This is a genomic window from Pseudomaricurvus sp. HS19, assembly GCF_009857815.1.
Taxonomy (GTDB): domain Bacteria; phylum Pseudomonadota; class Gammaproteobacteria; order Pseudomonadales; family Cellvibrionaceae; genus Pseudomaricurvus.
This window is the reverse complement of the sequence record NZ_WVVW01000012.1, coordinates 116,967-133,615: the sequence shown is the minus strand read 5'-3', so window position 1 is coordinate 133,615 and position 16,649 is coordinate 116,967. Positions and strand designations below refer to the sequence as shown.

General features: G+C 59.0%; 13 protein-coding genes. 3 read left to right on the top strand and 10 right to left on the bottom strand.

Annotated features, from left to right (window positions below; all coding sequences use genetic code 11):
* The first annotated feature begins 340 nt into the window (after positions 1-340).
* The 3 genes from GSF27_RS15900 (at position 341) to GSF27_RS15890 (ending at position 2,662) form a co-directional block, all read left to right on the top strand.
* Positions 341-1,102 (top strand): ATP-binding cassette domain-containing protein, encoded by a 762-nt coding sequence (locus GSF27_RS15900; protein ID WP_202410499.1) that lies wholly within the window; start codon positions 341-343, stop codon positions 1,100-1,102.
* Positions 1,099-1,902, top strand: a complete 804-nt coding sequence (locus GSF27_RS15895; RefSeq protein WP_160970932.1) for an ABC transporter permease — start codon at positions 1,099-1,101, stop codon at positions 1,900-1,902. The genes GSF27_RS15900 and GSF27_RS15895 overlap by 4 nt, the downstream gene beginning before the upstream one ends.
* A gap of 91 nt (positions 1,903-1,993) precedes the next feature.
* Positions 1,994-2,662 (top strand): response regulator transcription factor, encoded by a 669-nt coding sequence (locus GSF27_RS15890; protein ID WP_160970930.1) that lies wholly within the window; start codon positions 1,994-1,996, stop codon positions 2,660-2,662.
* Positions 2,663-3,615: 953 nt separating this feature from the next.
* Here GSF27_RS15890 and GSF27_RS15885 read toward each other — a convergent pair.
* From GSF27_RS15885 to GSF27_RS15840, 10 genes are all read right to left on the bottom strand, one after another.
* A complete protein-coding gene (locus GSF27_RS15885) occupies positions 3,616-5,886 on the bottom strand; it encodes a NahK/ErcS family hybrid sensor histidine kinase/response regulator (protein WP_160970928.1) in 2,271 nt (756 codons plus the stop codon).
* A gap of 26 nt (positions 5,887-5,912) precedes the next feature.
* The gene (gene nosP / locus GSF27_RS15880) at positions 5,913-7,085 is read right to left on the bottom strand and encodes a nitric oxide-sensing protein NosP (RefSeq protein WP_160970926.1); all 1,173 of its coding nucleotides are present in this window, start codon (positions 7,083-7,085) and stop codon (positions 5,913-5,915) included.
* A 181-nt stretch (positions 7,086-7,266) separates the two neighbouring features.
* Complete coding sequence (gene pqqE, locus GSF27_RS15875) at positions 7,267-8,424, bottom strand: pyrroloquinoline quinone biosynthesis protein PqqE (RefSeq protein WP_202410503.1); 1,158 nt, start codon at positions 8,422-8,424, stop codon at positions 7,267-7,269.
* Entirely contained in the window at positions 8,408-8,689 is a 282-nt protein-coding gene (pqqD, locus tag GSF27_RS15870; RefSeq protein WP_202410498.1) for a pyrroloquinoline quinone biosynthesis peptide chaperone PqqD, read from the bottom strand. Before pqqD ends, pqqE begins: the two co-directional genes overlap by 17 nt.
* A complete protein-coding gene (gene pqqC, locus GSF27_RS15865; protein WP_237457594.1) occupies positions 8,686-9,474 on the bottom strand; it encodes a pyrroloquinoline-quinone synthase PqqC in 789 nt (262 codons plus the stop codon). Before pqqC ends, pqqD begins: the two co-directional genes overlap by 4 nt.
* Entirely contained in the window at positions 9,471-10,478 is a 1,008-nt protein-coding gene (pqqB, locus tag GSF27_RS15860) for a pyrroloquinoline quinone biosynthesis protein PqqB (protein ID WP_160970924.1), read from the bottom strand. The genes pqqC and pqqB overlap by 4 nt, the downstream gene beginning before the upstream one ends.
* 58 nt (positions 10,479-10,536) lie before the next feature.
* Complete coding sequence (gene pqqA, locus GSF27_RS15855) at positions 10,537-10,608, bottom strand: pyrroloquinoline quinone precursor peptide PqqA (protein WP_160970953.1); 72 nt, start codon at positions 10,606-10,608, stop codon at positions 10,537-10,539.
* A gap of 413 nt (positions 10,609-11,021) precedes the next feature.
* Positions 11,022-12,542 (bottom strand): aldehyde dehydrogenase family protein, encoded by a 1,521-nt coding sequence (locus tag GSF27_RS15850; protein WP_160970923.1) that lies wholly within the window; start codon positions 12,540-12,542, stop codon positions 11,022-11,024.
* Positions 12,543-12,829: 287 nt separating this feature from the next.
* On the bottom strand, positions 12,830-14,008 hold the full coding sequence (locus GSF27_RS15845) for a porin (RefSeq protein ID WP_160970922.1): 1,179 nt from the start codon (positions 14,006-14,008) through the stop codon (positions 12,830-12,832).
* 267 nt (positions 14,009-14,275) lie between these two features.
* Positions 14,276-16,561: a TonB-dependent receptor gene (locus GSF27_RS15840; RefSeq protein ID WP_160970921.1), complete on the bottom strand. Its 2,286-nt coding sequence runs from the start codon at positions 16,559-16,561 to the stop codon at positions 14,276-14,278.
* Positions 16,562-16,649 lie beyond the last annotated feature (88 nt).

The following is a 16,649-nucleotide window of genomic DNA, read 5'->3' as shown; positions in this document are numbered from 1 at the left end:
GTAACGAGTAGCGAGCGTGATGACCAGTGACAGCAATGCATACAGCAATCGTCATTGCGAGCGCAGCGAAGCAATCCATGTCCGCACCCCGGCCTGCATACGCGGCCAGGCATGGATCGCCACGGCGCAAAAGACGCGCCTCGCGATGACGGAGTCAGGAGCGAGTGGCGAGTGGCGAGTGTGATGACCAGTGACAGCAATGCAGACAGTAATCGTCATTGCGAGCGTAGCGAAGCAATCCATGTCCGCACTCAGGTTTGTACCATGCTGACAGATATGGTTCGCCACGGCGCAAAAAAGACGCGCCTCGCGATGACGGTGTCAGGCACAAGTGGTGAGAATGATGAACAGTGACAGCAATGCATGCAGCACAAGCGGAATAGCGCTGAGGGTAGAGCAGGTATGCTTCAGCTATGAGCGCACCGCGGCACTGGATCACCTCAGCCTGCAACTGGCCGCGGGCGGGTTTCTCGCACTGCTGGGACCCAACGGCGCCGGCAAGAGTACGCTGATGGCCCTGCTCACCGGCTTGCTGCGTCCGGCCAGTGGCAGTCTGGAAATCTTCGGTTACGACCTCAGCCGCCAGCCATCACTGGCCATGCGCCAGCTGGGCGTAGTATTCCAGCAGCCGACTCTCGACCTGGACCTGACGGTGGAACAGAACCTGCGCTACCACTGCGCCCTGCAGGGACTCTCACCCAAAGCTGCCAGGCAAGCCATCGGTGAACAGCTGCAACGCTTTGTATTGGCCGATTGTCGCCAGCGCCGCGTGCGCAGCCTCAACGGCGGCCACCGTCGCCGGGTGGAACTGGCCCGTGCTCTGCTGCACTCCCCACGCCTGCTGTTGCTGGATGAGCCCAGTGTGGGACTGGACATCCAGTCCCGCCGTGAACTGAATGAGCACGTGCGGACACTGTGCCGGGAGAGCGGTGTCGCCGTACTCTGGACCACCCACCTGCTGGACGAGCTGCTACCACAGGACCAGTTGCTGGTGCTGCACAAAGGGTGCGCCCAGGCCCAGGGGCAGGTGGCCGAGCTGCTGCACCAGCACCACAGCGACAGCCTCAATGGCCTGTTCAGCAAACTGACGGAGGCGGCATGACACCGATACAGTACGGCTACTGCTTTCACGGCATCCTTTACCGGGAACTGCTGCGCTTCGTACAGCAGCGCAGTCGCTTCCTGTCGTCACTGGTGCGACCACTGCTTTGGCTGATGGTGTTTGCCGCCGGCTTCCGAGCGGTGCTGGGTGTGGCCATTATCCCGCCCTACGAAACCTACATTACCTACGAGGTCTACATCACTCCCGGACTGCTGGGCATCATCCTGCTGTTCAACGGTATGCAGGGTTCCCTGTCCATGGTCTATGACCGCGAGATGGGCAGTATGCGCGTACTGCTCACCAGCCCCCTGCCCCGAGCCTTTGTACTGGTAAGCAAGCTGCTGGCACTGTCGCTGGTGTCGCTGTTTCAGGTGGCGGCGTTCCTGCTGGTGGCCTGGTTCTTCGAAATACGGCCGCCACTGGCCGGTTATCTGACGCTGATCCCTGCGGCCCTGCTGGCGGCCTTTATGCTAGCGGCCATGGGACTGCTGCTGTCGTCGCTGATCCGCCAGCTGGAGAACTTCGCCGGGGTGATGAACTTTGTGGTGTTCCCGCTCTTCTTTCTCTCCTCCGCGCTGTACCCGCTGTGGAAGTTGCGTGAATCGAGCGAGTGGCTTTACACCATCAGCGCCATCAATCCCTTTACCCACGCGGTGGAGTTGATGCGCTTTGCCCTCTACGGACAGCTGAACCTGACCTCGTTGTGGGTCTGCCTGGGGCTGACGCTGGTGATCACCTTTGCCGCCGTACGGGGCTTTAATCCGCGCCGGGGCCTGCAAAAGGTTAAAGCAGGGGCATGACCGCCAATGTCGTGTATTATCTGTTCTATAGTTTGAGAGTCACAACGCGGCATTGCCACGCAAGCACGCAAGTGACCGGGAGAGAAAAGCCATGATTCACATTCTGATAGCCGATGACCACCCGCTGTTCCGCGAAGCCATCCGCGACGCCACCCAGGCCCAATTCGACGATGCCGTTATACAAGAGGCTGGCTCGCTGGACGAGGCCATTGCTTACATCGAAGAGCACGACGACCTGGACCTGGTACTGCTGGACCTCAACATGCCCGGCATGGATGGCCTCAACGGCATTGTCAGCCTGCGCAGTAACTACCCGGAAATCCCGGTGGTGATTCTCTCCGCCGAGGAGAACAAGAATGTGGTGCTGCAATCCATGACCTACGGAGCCGTGGGCTTTATCACCAAATCCATGCCCCGCGAAAAAATTATCCAGGCGATCCGCCAGGTGCTGGATGGCCAGGCGTTCCTGCCACCGGACATTATCCGCCGCGGTAGTGACAGTGGCCGCAGCCACAGCAACTCCGACCACGAACTCTCATCGGAAGTGATCTCCTCCCTGACCCGCAAACAACTGCTGGTGTTTGAGCGCCTGGCCATGGGGGAGTCCAATAAACAGATTGGCTATGAACTGAACATTGCCGAAACCACCGTCAAGGCCCACGTCTCTGCCATCCTGCGCAAACTGAAAGTGCACAACCGGATGAAAGCGGTGCTGTGTGCCGCGTCCATCGATTTTGACCGCTACCTGCATCGCTCCTGAGTGATGCATTCGTCCGCAAGCGGCTTATAACCTTCACCCTTGTGCCAGGCATGGATCGCCGCGGCGCAAAATACGCGCCTCGCGATGACGGGGTCTGGTGTATCTGTAACTCACCGCTTTACTCACATTTACCGGCACCGATTCTTACCCCGACGTCATTGCGAGCGCAGCGAAGCAATCCATGTCTACTCCTGACCATCAACACCCTGCCAGACATGGATCGCCGCGGCGTAAAATACACGCCTCGCGATGACGGGGTCTGGTGTGTTTTTACTCGCTGACATACTCACATTTACCGGAGCCCGTTTCTTATCCCTACGTCATTGCGAGCGCAGCGAAGCAATCCATACTCACTCCTGACCTTCAACACCCTGCCAGGCATGGATCGCCGCGGCGAAAGATACCCGCCTCGCGATGACGGGGTCTGGTGTGTTTTTACTCACTGACGTACTTACATATACCGGAGCCCGTTTCTTATCCCTACGTCATTGCGAGCGCAGCGAAGCAATCCATGTCTACTCCTGACCATCAACACCCTGCCAGACATGGATCGCCGCGGCGTAAAATACACGCCTCGCGATGACGGGGTCTGGTGTGTTTTTACTCGCTGACATACTCACATTTACCGGAGCCCGTTTCTTATCCCTACGTCATTGCGAGCGCAGCGAAGCAATCCATACTCACTCCTGACCTTCAACACCCTGCCAGGCATGGATCGCCGCGGCGAAAGATACCCGCCTCGCGATGACGGGGTCTGGTGTGTTTTTACTCACTGACGTACTTACATATACCGGAGCCCGTTTCTTATCCCTACGTCATTGCGAGCGCAGCGAAGCAATCCATACTCACTCCTGACCTTCAACACCCTGTCAGGCATGGATCGCCGCGGCGCAAGATACGCGCCTCGCGATGACGGGGTCCGGTAGAGTTACAATTCACCAACTATGGAAACGCTACTGCCCCTGATTGTTCGGCGACAACAGAAAACTCAACACCGACTTCAGCTTGAGTGGCTTGACCGGCTTGTTGATCAGGCGGAAGCCCATCTCTTTCACTTGCTGGCGAAGCTCATTGTTGTAGTTGGCAGTAATAAACAGACTTGGCACCGGTCGCTTCAGTTTACGCCGCACAATGGCTTCTGCCTGCAGGCCGGTATCGTCATCGTCCAGGTGATAGTCCAGGATCAGCACATCCGGCGCCGGCGTCAGCAGGTTCCTGCGGCTACGCAGCTCCTCCAGTGTCTGTGCAGTCACCACTTCACAACCCCAGCTCTCCAGCACCACTGACATGCCCTGGCAGATGGCCTTGTCGTTATCCACCACCAGGATGCGCTTGCCGGTGAAGGGATCGTCAAACTCACTGCCCGGATCGCTCAGTTTACTGTGCTGGTAGTCTGCCGATGCGTAGGGCACACAAACGGAAAACACCGAACCCTTGCCAAGTATGGAGTTGAGTTTTACCTCATGTCCCAGCACCCCGGAGAGTTTGTCGACAATGGCCAACCCTAACCCCAACCCCTTGTCCTCCCGCTGCTTCTGACCGCTGAGGCGTTTGAATTCGACAAAAATCTCCTGCAACTGATCTTCCGCGATGCCAATACCGGTGTCCCACACCTGGATCTCCAGGCAATCCTTGCGCCGGCGACAACCCAGCAACAGCTTGCCCTTATCGGTGTAACGAATGGCGTTGGTGAGGAAGTTGCGCAGGATACGGGCCAGCAACTGGCTGTCGGAGTAGACATTGACGGAAGACGGGACAAAGTCGAATTCGAGTCCCTCGCGGCGGGCGTGCTGGTTGAATTCGTTGGAGAGGTTCTGCAGCAGTTCGTTGACCGGGAAGTTATCGCGGATCGGTTCCACGATACCGGCTTCCAGTTTGGAGATATCCACCAGCGTACCCAGCAGCGTCTCCACATCGTTGAGGGAGAAACTGAGGGACTTCACCAGTTTGGCCACATTGTCCGGCAGGTCGAAATCCTGCAGGGCGGTGGCAAACAGGCGCGCGGCATTGAGCGGCTGCAACAGGTCGTGACTGGCAGCGGTGATAAAGCGGGTCTTGGACTGGTTGGCGGTTTCCGCCTCGCGTTTGGCCAGCAGCAGGCTGCGCTCGGCCTGGGTGCGATCCTCAATTTCCACCAACAGTTGGTGATTGAGCTCCGACAGTTCCAGGGTGCGCTCATGCACCCGCTTCTCCATGTGTTTGTAGGCGTTCTTCAGCGCCTCGGCGGTGCGCCGCTGTTCGGTCACGTCACGGAAGGTGTAAACAAAACCGCCGCCGGGAATCAGGTGGCAGGTGATGGCAATGACACGACCATCGTCGAGCATACACTCGCGCTCGTAGAGGTCCCGCTGACCGCGACTGACCGACTCGGTGACCGACAGGTCGATATTGGCCAGCACCGTGTCACGCAGCAGCTGGTTGAAGTCCGCATGCCGCACCGCGTAGCCGTGCTGCACTCCCAACAGATCGATAACACGACCGTTCCAGGATTCGATCTGGTTGTTGGCGTTGACCATCACCACACCCAACGGCAGGTTGGAGATCATGGATTGCAGCAGCCGGTTCTGGTCCGAAAGCACCTTCTCCTGGCGGGCGATCTCATTCTGCTTGAGGGCGGTGATATCACTGTAGGCCACCACCAGTCCGTCGTCGGCAGTGGCGCGTTCCGAAACCTGCAACCAGCGACCATCGGTGAGGCGGATCACCGCATCGTGATGATCACCCCGCTGCACCATCTTCTCCGACGGTTGCAGCGACTGGTCATAGATGCCGTACTTCACCGCCAGCACGGTCAGGTCGCGATAGGTGGTGAGTCCGGCCTCAATGCGTGCGTCGGTGGTCTTCCAGAATTCGAAAAAGTGGCTGTTGGCCAGCACCAGCTTGCGGTCCCGATCAAACAGCACAATGGCATCGGAGATATTCTCGATGGTATCCAGCAGCCGCTGGCGGGAGTGGGCCGACTCCAGTCGTGTTTGCGACAGGTTCTGGTTGGCCTCTTCCAGCTTGAACAGGGTCTTGCGCAGCTTGAAGGTGCGCTCCTTGACCTTGTCCGCCAGGATCGCCGCATTCTGGAATGAGCGGTAGGCTTCCGCCGAGTTGCCCCAGCCCTGCTCCACCCGCTGGATCAACACCTGGTTGATCTTCTTCAGCTTGTCGTTTTCGTAGCGCAGGGCCTCAATGACACTGTCCTGACCTTCGCTGGATACGGTCTCTTTGATTTGCATGGTACAACCGCCTGTCTGCAGAGCGCTCAGGATTCCACGCCGCCGATGGCGACTCCGGTAAAGGTGTGGTTTACGTGCATGGCATCGATATGCTCGCCGTAGGTGTTAAAACCAATCACCTTATAGCGCTGGTAGAGCTGCGAGAGTTGGCCCGTGAGACGCTTCTGGCTGGCCTCAATACGGCGATGGATACAGTCGTAACCAATCACCAGCTGTGGCTCTCCCATCTCCTCCACCAGCGACTGCATGCGCTGTTCGAACTCACTCACCAGATCCCCCTCTTCCATGCGGGTAAGAACGATGCCGTTGTCGATAGCGCAGAAGAACTTCAGGCTCATATCGTCATTGACCCGCTGGATAGAGCGAATGTAATAGTTGTCGCCTACCTGCACCGCCAGCGGGTGACGGGCAAAACTGGCGGGCTGCAGCTCATCCAGGGAGAGGCCCATCATGCGGCAGTACTCCAGCGCCGCCGGTTCGGCATTGAATTCGTAGGCGATGCGCTTGTTAGGATCGGCCTTGGTGACCACCAGTTTTTCCGCCGAGGCCGGCATATGGTGGCCGCTCATCACCGCAAAGGGATAGATGGTATTGATGAGGATGATACAGGCCGCATTGTTGTAAAACTGGTGACTGAAATAGATGTGGGTATCACGCAGGTGCAGGCTGTCGCCGGCGGAGCCTCCCACCAGCGGAATGCCCTGCAGGGCATCGTTAAGGGCGCTGAGCACCTGCTCTTCGCGCACCGACAGGCCATCCAGCAGGGAGAGGGCAAAACTGTGGTCCAGCACCGGGGCAATGGCGCGGTTGTCCAGAGACTCCAGCATGGGGGTTATGATATCGCCGGCCTGGCGCTCACTGAAGGTGGCCAGGTCTTCCAGCAGCCGGGCTTCCACCACAAAACCCTCGGCGCTGAGGCTGAAGCCGCTGATGGAGCCGGTGGCAAGGCCGGAGGGCATAATTTCACCGGCGGTGGTACAGCCTACCACCAGGGTATCGCCAAACAGCCGGGTCAGTTCCCGGCCCAGCTTTTCACGGTCGTACTCCACACAGCAGAAGAAAAAAACGCAGGCTGTGTTGTCCATGGCCAGGTCACGGTAGAGCTCCTGCGCGGCGATGGCAGGGTCACTGGCACTGGAGCCGCCGCTGCGTACAGCGTTCTCCGGCAGGGTGTAGGTTGGGTTTCCAGCCGCTAGCATGGCTATTACCTCGGGTGTAATCGTTATTGTTATGGTTATTGTGTTCTATTTGTCCCACTAATTTTATCAGCTTTTGGTCTACCAGCTTAGTCGTTTAGCGAATTGAAACGCCGCGGGCAATCATTCTTGCCTATATACCCTGCTGTTCCGGACAGGCTCACGGGCGTCTGTCGACCAGCCCTTACCGATGCCCGCAGTCCTGTGGCGATTCATCCTCGCCACACACCGCCAGGCGGCGGGAGTTATCCGGGTTGCGGAACAGCAGCGGCTGCACCTCCGGATCTGTCTCCTGCGCGGCCGCCACCACATCCGCTACCCGGTGATGATGGGGGGATTTGCTGCAGACCGGGTCCGCCTGGCTGGCATCACCCGTGAGCATATAGGCCTGGCAACGACAGCCGCCGAAATCCTTTTTCTTCTCCGGACAGCTGCGGCAGGGCTCCTGCATCCACTCATCGCCACGGAAGTGGTTGAAGCCCGGTGAGTCGTACCAGATCTCCTGCAGGGGCACGGTTTTAACGTTGGGGAAGTCCAGCGGCAACACACGGGCGCTGTGACAGGGCAGTGCACGACCATCGGGGGCGATGGTAAGGAAGATGGAACCCCAGCCATTCATGCAGGGCTTGGGCCGCTCTTCAAAGTAGTCCGGCACCACAAAGTAGATCTTCATGCGCTCCTGCAGGCGCTCGCGGTAGGCGTTGGTCACTGCTTCCGCGTGCTGTAACTGTTCCCGGGTGGGCAGTAATTGCTGGCGATTGTGGAAAGCCCAGCCGTAATACTGGGTGTTGGCCAACTCCACGTAGTCTGCGCCCAGCTCCACGCACAAATCCAGGATCGACTCGATGTGGTCGATGTTCATGCGGTGCAGCACAAAGTTGACCACCATCGGGTAGTCAAACTCCTTCACCGCGGCAGCCATCTCCAGCTTGTTGGCAAACGCCTTGCGACTGCCGGCCAGGTAGTTGTTGATGTCGGCGTCGCTGTCCTGGAAGCTGAGCTGGATATGATCGAGCCCCGCCTGCTTGAGGCTGGCAATGCGCTCGCGACTGAGGCCCATGCCCGAGGTGATCAGGTTGGTGTAGTAACCCAGCTGGCGCCCCTCGGCAACCAGGATTTCCAGGTCCTGTCGCACCAGCGGCTCACCGCCGGAAAAACCCAGCTGCGCCGCACCCATGGCCCGGCCCTGCTGCAGCACCTGCAACCACTGTTCGGTGCTCAGCTCCTCCTTAATGTGGGCGAAGTCCACCGGATTGGAGCAGTAAGGGCACTGCAGCGGGCATCGATAGGTGAGCTCCGCCAGCAGCCACAGCGGCGGCGCGGGACTAGTCGCGGCACTCACAGCGTGTCCAGCCGTTGCGTGTGGCACCTTCGAAGAACTCGTCGATGTCGTTATCGATATCCTCCACTTCCGGGTAGCGCTGTTGCAACTCTGTGCTGATCTCGGCAATGGTGCGCTCGCCATCGCAGGCGCGCAGGATCTCCGCGGCACTGTGATTGAGCTTTACCATGCCCTCCGGATAGAGCAGCACATAGGCATCCTGTACCGGCTCCCACTGCAGGCGGAAGTGACGGTTGAGGGTGGGTATCAGTTGTGGGTTCATCATGCTGTCTGCACCTCCCGCTGGCGGTCGCGCAGCTGGCGTTGTTCCAGCGCATGGTGATACGGCGGCCGCTCGTAGACATAGGCCATGGTCACCGCGTCCAGCAGGCTCCAGAGTACGTCCAGCTTGAACTGCAGGATCTCCAGTGCCCGCTGCTGCTGGTCGGCAGTGCGGAAGTATTGCAGCGTGACTGTCAGGCCGTGGTCCACATCGCGGCGGGCTTCACCCAGGCGCTTGCGGAAGTAGCGCATGCCGTCGAGGTTGATCCAGGGATAGTGCTCTGGCCAGGTGTCGAGCCGGCGCTGGTGGATCTCGGGGGCAAACATCTCGGTGAGCGATGAACAGACTGCCTCCTGCCAGGTGGCGGTGCGGGCGAAGTTGACGTAGGCATCCACTGCAAAACGTACCGCCGGCAATACATGGCGATGGTCCAGCAACTCTTCGCGACTCAGGCCGCAAGCCTCGCCCAGGTCCAGCCACGCCTCAATGCCACTGTCGTCGTCGCCACGACCGTCGTGATCCAGGATGCGCTGGATCCACTGCCGGCGCACGGAGCGGTCGGGGCAGTTGGCCATGATGGCGGCGTCCTTGAGCGGGATACTGGTCTGGTAGTAGAAGCGGTTGGCGACCCAGCCGCGGATCTGTTCCGGGGTGCACTGGCCGCTGTGCATGGCCACATGAAACGGGTGATGGATATGGTACAGGCGCCCTTTGTCGCGCAGCGCCTGCTCGAAGGATGCGATGTCCATTACGGGAATGTCCATCGCGGTATCTGGCTGGGTGTTCATCCGATGGCCTCCTTTCTGCCGGGAAGGTCGGGACCTCTTCCAGGCAGTTTCTGGCTTCTGTTATTGGTAAGGGTCTGGGGCCGGCGGGCCCCGAGGAAGATATCCATACCGTCACTGGCCACCTCGATCCCTTCAGCCACCAGCTCGGCCCGCTCCGGCGACTCTTCGTCGAGGATCGGGTTGGTATTATTGATATGGATAAGAATCTTGCGCTGCTCCCCGAAGCGCCGCAGCACCTCGATCATGCCGCCCTTGCCGGACTGGGGCAGGTGGCCCATCTCCCGCGCCAGCTTGGTGCCGACCCCGGCGAGGATCATCTCGTCCTCGCGCCAGAAAGTACCGTCCACCAGCAGGCAATCGCTGCGCTCCATGTAACCCGCCAGGTTCTCATCCAGGCCACCCAGTCCGGGGGCGTAGAAGAGGCTCTGGCCGGATTCCAGGTCTTCGAAATAGAGGGCGATATTGTCCCCCGGATGGGGATTGTTACGATGGGGCGAGTAAGGCGGGGCCTTGCCCTGCAGCGGCACCGGAGTGATACGCAGGCCCTCAAAGCCCGGCACCTGCAGTGAAGTGCCGTCGATGGGCAGGCGCTGGTGGCGAATGCCGCCATCCCAGCTCTTGAGGATGTTGAACACCGGGAAGCCGGTGGTCAGGTCCTGGTACACCATCTCGGTGGTGTAGACGTCGAAGGGACAACCTTCACGCAACATCAGCAGGCCGGTGGTGTGGTCGATCTGGCTGTCCACCAGCAGCACCGAGCGGATACCGGTTCCCCGCAGGCCACGCTGCGGCTGGATGTCACGGAAAGACTCCAGCTGGGCGCGAATATCGGGGGAGGCGTTGATCAGCAACCAGTGCTCATCGTCCATGCTCACCGCAATGGAGGACTGGGTGCGCGGTGTGGCCTTGATCTTGCCGTTGCGCACACCGTAACAGTTGCTGCAGTTGCAGTTCCACTGCGGGAAACCGCCACCGGCTGCTGATCCTAAAATATGAATTCTCATGCAGGTTTACTTCGTCAGCGGGCAGGATCCGGGGCTACCAAACGGTAACCCCACTCATTTAGCGAACGCTGAAGTACATAGTGACTTCAAAACCGATTCGCAGATCCTGATAAGCGGGTTTAGTCCACATAACATGCTCCTCGTACTGACCATTAAAATTTGCTCTGCAATGGTGAGCGCCATACTGCTTTCGCCACCATTAACCTCAGTCTAATCAGGGCTATGTCGGGGGAATACTGTACTTTGGGAGCAATTCCGGCTGGCTTTGGTAGCGACAGCAGCTGGGGCAGGCCACGGGATTAAAGGGGCACTGGCGGGTGCCGGCGCAGCGGGAAACATGGGCGGGATAAGTAAAAAAAAACCGCAAGCACCGGTGGGGGGACCGGTGACAACCTTGCGGGGAAGGACGAGATAACAACCAAAACATCCTCCTGGCCCGGACCTGCCCTGTCCAGGGCAGACAGCGTCCGGGGAGGAGGGGTACAACTTCAGAGGCTCAGGGTAACGCTGCTCTGATCCGGCTTACATACAGGAGTGTGTACGTTAGAAGAAGCCGAGTGGATTAGTGCTGTAACTCACCAGCAGGTTCTTGGTCTGCTGATAGTGGTCCAGCATCATCTTGTGGGTCTCGCGACCGATACCGGACTTCTTGTAACCACCGAAAGCGGCGTGGGCCGGATAGGCGTGGTAGCAGTTGGTCCACACACGCCCCGCCTGGATGCCGCGACCCATGCGGTAGGCACGGTTGATGTCACGGGTCCAGACGCCGGAGCCAAGGCCGTAGGCGGTGTCGTTGGCAATGGCCAGCGCTTCCGCCTCATCCTTGAAGGTGGTGATACCCAGCACCGGGCCGAAGATCTCCTCCTGGAACACGCGCATCTTGTTGTGGCCCACCATCAGGGTTGGCTCCACGTAGTAGCCACCGGACAGATGACCAGACAGCATCTTGCGGTTACCACCCAGAATCAGGTCGGCACCTTCGTTACGACCGATATCCATGTAGGAGAGGATCTTGTCCAGCTGCTCCTGGGAGGCCTGGGCACCGATCATGGTTTCGGTATCCAGCGGATCGCCCTGCTTGATGGCACGTGAACGCTCCAGCACCCGCTCCAGGAAGTCGTCGTAGATGCTCTCATGCACCAGCGCACGGGATGGGCAGGTACAGACTTCACCCTGGTTGAAGAAGCCCAGCAGCAGCCCTTCCACCGCCTTGCTGATGAAGTCATCCTCGAAATCCATGACATCGGCGAAGTAGATGTTGGGGGACTTGCCGCCCAGCTCCACAGTGGAGGGGATCAGGCTGTTGGCCGCACACTTGAGGATCTCGGTGCCCACAGCGGTGGAACCGGTAAAGGCCAGCTTGGCAATACGGGAGCTGGTGGCCAGGGGCGCACCGGCTTCGGAACCAAAGCCGTTGACGATATTGATGGTGCCCGGCGGCAGCAGGTCGCCAATCAGCTCCATCATTACCAGGATGCTTACCGGGGTCTGCTCGGCAGGCTTCATGACGATGCAGTTACCGGCGGCCAGAGCTGGCGCCAGTTTCCACGCAGCCATCAGCAGCGGGAAGTTCCAGGGAATAATCTGTCCCACGACGCCGTAGGGCTCATGGAAATGGTAGCTGGCGGTGGTGGCATCAATTTCAGCGGCACTGCCTTCCTGGGCTCGGATACAGCCGGCGAAGTAGCGGAAGTGGTCCACCACCAGCGGGATGTCGGCGTTGAGGGTCTCGCGGATGGCCTTGCCGTTTTCCCAGGTCTCGGCGACCGCCAGCATCTCCAGGTTCTGCTCAATGCGATCAGCGATGCGCAGCAGCATGTTGGAGCGCTCACCCACAGAGGTTGCACCCCAGGCGTCTTTCGCCTTGTGGGCCGCATCCAGGGCCAATTCAATATCGGCAGCGGAGGAACGGGCTACTTCGCAGTAGGGCTCGCCGGTAACGGGGGTGATGTTGGCGAAATAACGACCTTCTACCGGTGGCACCCACTCGCCGCCAATGAAGTTGTCGTAGCGGGGTTTAAACGTGATGACTGAGCCTTCCTGGCCGGGTTGTGCATAGATCATGATTATTAACCTCTTAGTAGGTGTCGGGTGGGGATCTCTCTCGGGGATCCCTTCGCGGCAGAACCGGACACCTTCATACTAGGCCTGACCCTTGGGCGGCATAAGTGTACTTTGGTGTGCATGGTTCTAATCATTTAGTTGTAGATACTGGGTGGGAAAGTGGCACCTGAAGCCGTACTGCTCTCACTCAGGTCGCCCACGATCTCTTCGCAGTCCGGGTAAAAAAGACCGGGCTTCTGGGGAAAGGATCAGAGAGCCCGGCAAACACCCAACCTGTGTGCTGACAATCAGAAGTTGGCGATCAGGCCGAGAGCGACTGTTTTGGTCTCTTCTTCCGCCGAGCCGATTGCCAGTGTGTTGATGTTGTACTCCACCACGGTGCGCAGCACGGAGTTGACGTCGTGGAACCAGGCGATCTGGGAGGTCTCATTGTTCCACTCAGTGGCAGTCTCTACCGTGGTTTCACCGTAGGAGACCACAAAGCGCTCACTGCCGAAGGCGTAGGAGGCCTGCGCCACGTAGCCATCGCTGTCCACTTCCTCACCGTTCTCGGAGATCAGCCCCTGCAGGCCCAGTCCCGCATCGGTACCGGGGCCGAGCAGCAAGCCGAGCCCTTCACCCTGGAAACCGGACGCGTGCAGCGACAGGCCACCCAGCTTCACCTTCACACCGTAAGAGGTGCCCAGGGAATCCACATCGTCTACCGCCGGATCCTGGCTTTCGGAGCTCTGCTGCAGGAAACCCAACCAGGCGGTGACGGCACTGTTGTCACCAATGGCGGTGTGGAAAGTGGCCTCAGCCTCGAAGCGGGGATTCTCCTCTTCACTGGTGCGACCGGCACCGGTATCGGTGGTGGCATTACCCGGATCCACAATACCCACAGCTACCTTGAAGCCACCCATATCCGGTGTGCGGTAGGTGATCTGGGAATGGGGGAACGGATAGAAGTAACCGCTGCCAATGTGGCCGAAGGAGACGCCCTGGCCATCGATCAACCCGAGGGTATCGTTAACGGCGCCGTAACCCATCAGCATCTCATCGAGAAAAATGTTGGAGCGACTGAACAGGGTAAAGTCCTTACCAAACAGGATCTGACCCCAGCTGCCATCCACGGTGCCGTAGAACTGGCGCACATCGATACCGGTACTGGTGATGCCGGTGTCACTGTCGTTGATGGTGACCCAGAAGGAGGAGCGGCCGCCGACGGTGAGATCGTCTATCTTTTTGCTGAAGTTGAAACCAATCCAGTTGGGCAGCAGGCCCATTTTCACCCGCGACTGCGTGCGATCGGTATCCGCGATTTCGTTGTCGGAATCGCTGCGCACGTAGAAGGTATTGAAGGAGGCATCCACAGACACCTTGGTTTCGTCGGTATTGTAAAGCTCTACAGCTGCCTGACCGGGCATGCTCAGCACCATCGCCGCAGCGCCAGAGATCATGCACTGATTTATTGTCGATCTTTTCATGACGTCTCCTGAGTTTCCATTATCTGATTTTTATTCAACGGCTCGTCCTGCGGCGCCAGAGCGACCTTCAGTGTGAGTGACCGTGTCTTGCTTCGACGGATACAGAATGACGCGCGACCAACAGGAAGCACATACGACCAAGCGGCAAAAAAAGTGGTCATTTAGTCAGAGGGAAACTGCTGCCAAGGTGGCAGCACCAAAGGCGCAGAAAAGTATTGGTTGCCGGAAAATTAAAACGGCAACGCGAAGTGGAGTTGCGCTGGCAAATTACCAGCGCAACTGCAGGGAGAGAGAGAGGGAGCGGGGAGCAGCGGGACTGAGAAAACGCGGGTCATCATCAATATTATCGATCACCTCGTCCGGCTCGCCATAGAGACCGAAACGCTCGTACTCGCGATCAAACAGGTTGCTGACTTCAAACTTCAGCGCTACGTCCTGCAACAACTGCCAACTTACCCAGGCGTTGGCAACCCAATAGCTGTCGGTACGCTCGTCGAGATTAGCCTCATCCCCACGCAGGTAGACGCCACTGCTGGCAGTCACATCGAAGCCGGATTGCAAATCGTCGCTCCACTGGTAATCCAGCAACCAGCGGACAGTGTGCTCCGGAATCCCCGGCAGGTGATTACCGGACTCCACCGGCAGCGCGCCGCCATTGGCATCGGGATGGTTTGGTGAGAACGACTGGAACTCATCCCGGTAGGTCGCCTCCACCCAGCTGTACTGCCACTCCATGGAGAGCGCATCCCGGGTCCAGCCATAGCTGGCTTCCACGCCCTGGAATACGGTGTCGCCAATGTTGCGGAAGAAACCCTGGTTGGAAGAGACACCGCCAGTGGTCTGGAAGTGGATGTCGTTACGGTTACGGGTATGGAACAGTCCCAGGTGCCACTGGCTGTGCTCGCCCCGCCCCCGCAAGCCCACTTCCGCACTGCGCGCCACAATGTCTTTCAGGGGTGGATCAGCCAGAAAGGTGTTAGGCAGGTTGCAGGGTGCGTCTTCGTGGGAACAGGCCAGCTCCACCGGTGAAGGCGCCCGGGAGGTTTGGTACAAACCGGCGTAGGCGGTCATGTTTTCTGAAAAGGACCAGGAGAGCCCGGCACCGCCATTGAGGCGATTGTAGTGATGGGTAGCTGTTAATTCCGGTCGCTGCCCACTGCGATCATCGGCAGACACCTTGACCCGGTTGTAACGCAGCCCCAGCAGCAGCTGCCACTGCTCCGATATTTCGATGGTGTCGCTGATCCAGAGCGCAAACATATCCTGGGTGGCATCCAGGCGGTTGCCCTCCTCCGGATTGTACAGACCGGAACGTGTGGTGGATCGCTCCTCCGTCAGCGCCGCGTACTCCACCCCAGAGGTAAATCGGGTACGCCCGGCAAAGTAGTCACCACCAATACCCAGATGATGTAAACCACCCCATGTGTGGGCCGTTTTGTTCCACTGCAGCGACGCGCCCCAGCTCTGCTGGTCGCGGCGACTGATGTTGTTGATGGCATCAAAGCCGGCACTGACCGGCCGGCCAAACTGGTCTTCCAGCTGTTCGAAGACCCCACCCTCTTCCTCACACAGCAGCTGGGTGCCGGGGCACTCTTCATTATCACTGCCATCGCCATTAAAGCTGTCGGTCTGCAGGTCGCGGTAAAAAATCGTTGCCGCCAGCCAGCTGTTGTAGCTGAGATCTTCCCGGCTATTTAGAGTGAACATATTGAGCCGGTTTTCGGTGCGATCGGGATGGGTAAAGACCGCTTCCCGATCCTGTTCCAGCAGTCCCGTGGGGGAAGCGCCATTTCCCTGCATGCGGGTATCGGCCCACAACCAGGAGAGATCCAGGTTGCCACTGTCGTGGCGGTTGCTGAGCACGGAATAGACACTGGCCGCCTCGCTGTCCGAATAATCGCGCCAGCCATCCTCGGCAAAATAATCCGCCGAAACAAAGAGTCCCCAGTGCTCATTGCGAACGCCGTCGGCCAGGGTGACCTGGCGCCCCTGCCAGGAAGAGGCCGCCAGGGACAGCTCGCCATCTTCGGTATTGAACGCGTTCTTACCCTCCATCACCAGTGCGCCGCCCAGGGCATTCTGTCCGTAAATGGGGTTGGAGCCCGCCACCAGCCCCATACGTTTTACCGCCGACGCCGGCAGCAGGTCCCAGTTGACGGTATCGCCAAAGCTTTCATTGATGCGCACACCGCTAAAGTAGACAGCCACACCCTGGGAGACGCCCAGTAGCGGTGAAGCGGAGTAACCGCGAAAGCGGATGTCGGGCTGCAGGACATTGTTCTGGGCATCGTTGACGCTAACCGATGCTGCCTGGCGATCAAGGAAGCGGGATACCGAATAGCCCTCTACCTTTTCCAGATCTTCGGCAGAGAATACCTGCACATGAAAGGGCTCACTGCCATCCACCTGCCCCACCACCATGGGCGTGGTACCCACAATTTCTATCTCTTCCAGATAGGCGAAGGTTGTCTGGCCGTACTCGAATTGCGCCAGCGCCGGCAGGGCTACACAGCCTCCCATTAACGAGGCTAGGGATTGTCTGAAAATTGTCATGGGCAGGTCGCCGCCTTTCTTATTGCTGGCTTATTGCTGGTTCCGGCGGTGCTTACGTGCCTGCGGTTAGTTGTCAGTACACGGCGGA

Coding starts and splice junctions, on each gene's coding strand:
- nosP (WP_160970926.1), bottom strand. CDS start 7,085: ATGCTAGCGGCTGGAAACCCAACCTACACCCTGCCGGAGAACGCTGTA.
- pqqB (WP_160970924.1), bottom strand. CDS start 10,478: ATGAGAATTCATATTTTAGGATCAGCAGCCGGTGGCGGTTTCCCGCAG.
- pqqC (WP_237457594.1), bottom strand. CDS start 9,474: ATGAACACCCAGCCAGATACCGCGATGGACATTCCCGTAATGGACATC.
- GSF27_RS15840 (WP_160970921.1), bottom strand. CDS start 16,561: ATGACAATTTTCAGACAATCCCTAGCCTCGTTAATGGGAGGCTGTGTA.
- pqqD (WP_202410498.1), bottom strand. CDS start 8,689: ATGATGAACCCACAACTGATACCCACCCTCAACCGTCACTTCCGCCTG.
- GSF27_RS15890 (WP_160970930.1), top strand. CDS start 1,994: ATGATTCACATTCTGATAGCCGATGACCACCCGCTGTTCCGCGAAGCC.
- GSF27_RS15900 (WP_202410499.1), top strand. CDS start 341: ATGATGAACAGTGACAGCAATGCATGCAGCACAAGCGGAATAGCGCTG.
- GSF27_RS15845 (WP_160970922.1), bottom strand. CDS start 14,008: ATGAAAAGATCGACAATAAATCAGTGCATGATCTCTGGCGCTGCGGCG.
- GSF27_RS15885 (WP_160970928.1), bottom strand. CDS start 5,886: ATGCAAATCAAAGAGACCGTATCCAGCGAAGGTCAGGACAGTGTCATT.
- GSF27_RS15895 (WP_160970932.1), top strand. CDS start 1,099: ATGACACCGATACAGTACGGCTACTGCTTTCACGGCATCCTTTACCGG.
- GSF27_RS15850 (WP_160970923.1), bottom strand. CDS start 12,542: ATGATCTATGCACAACCCGGCCAGGAAGGCTCAGTCATCACGTTTAAA.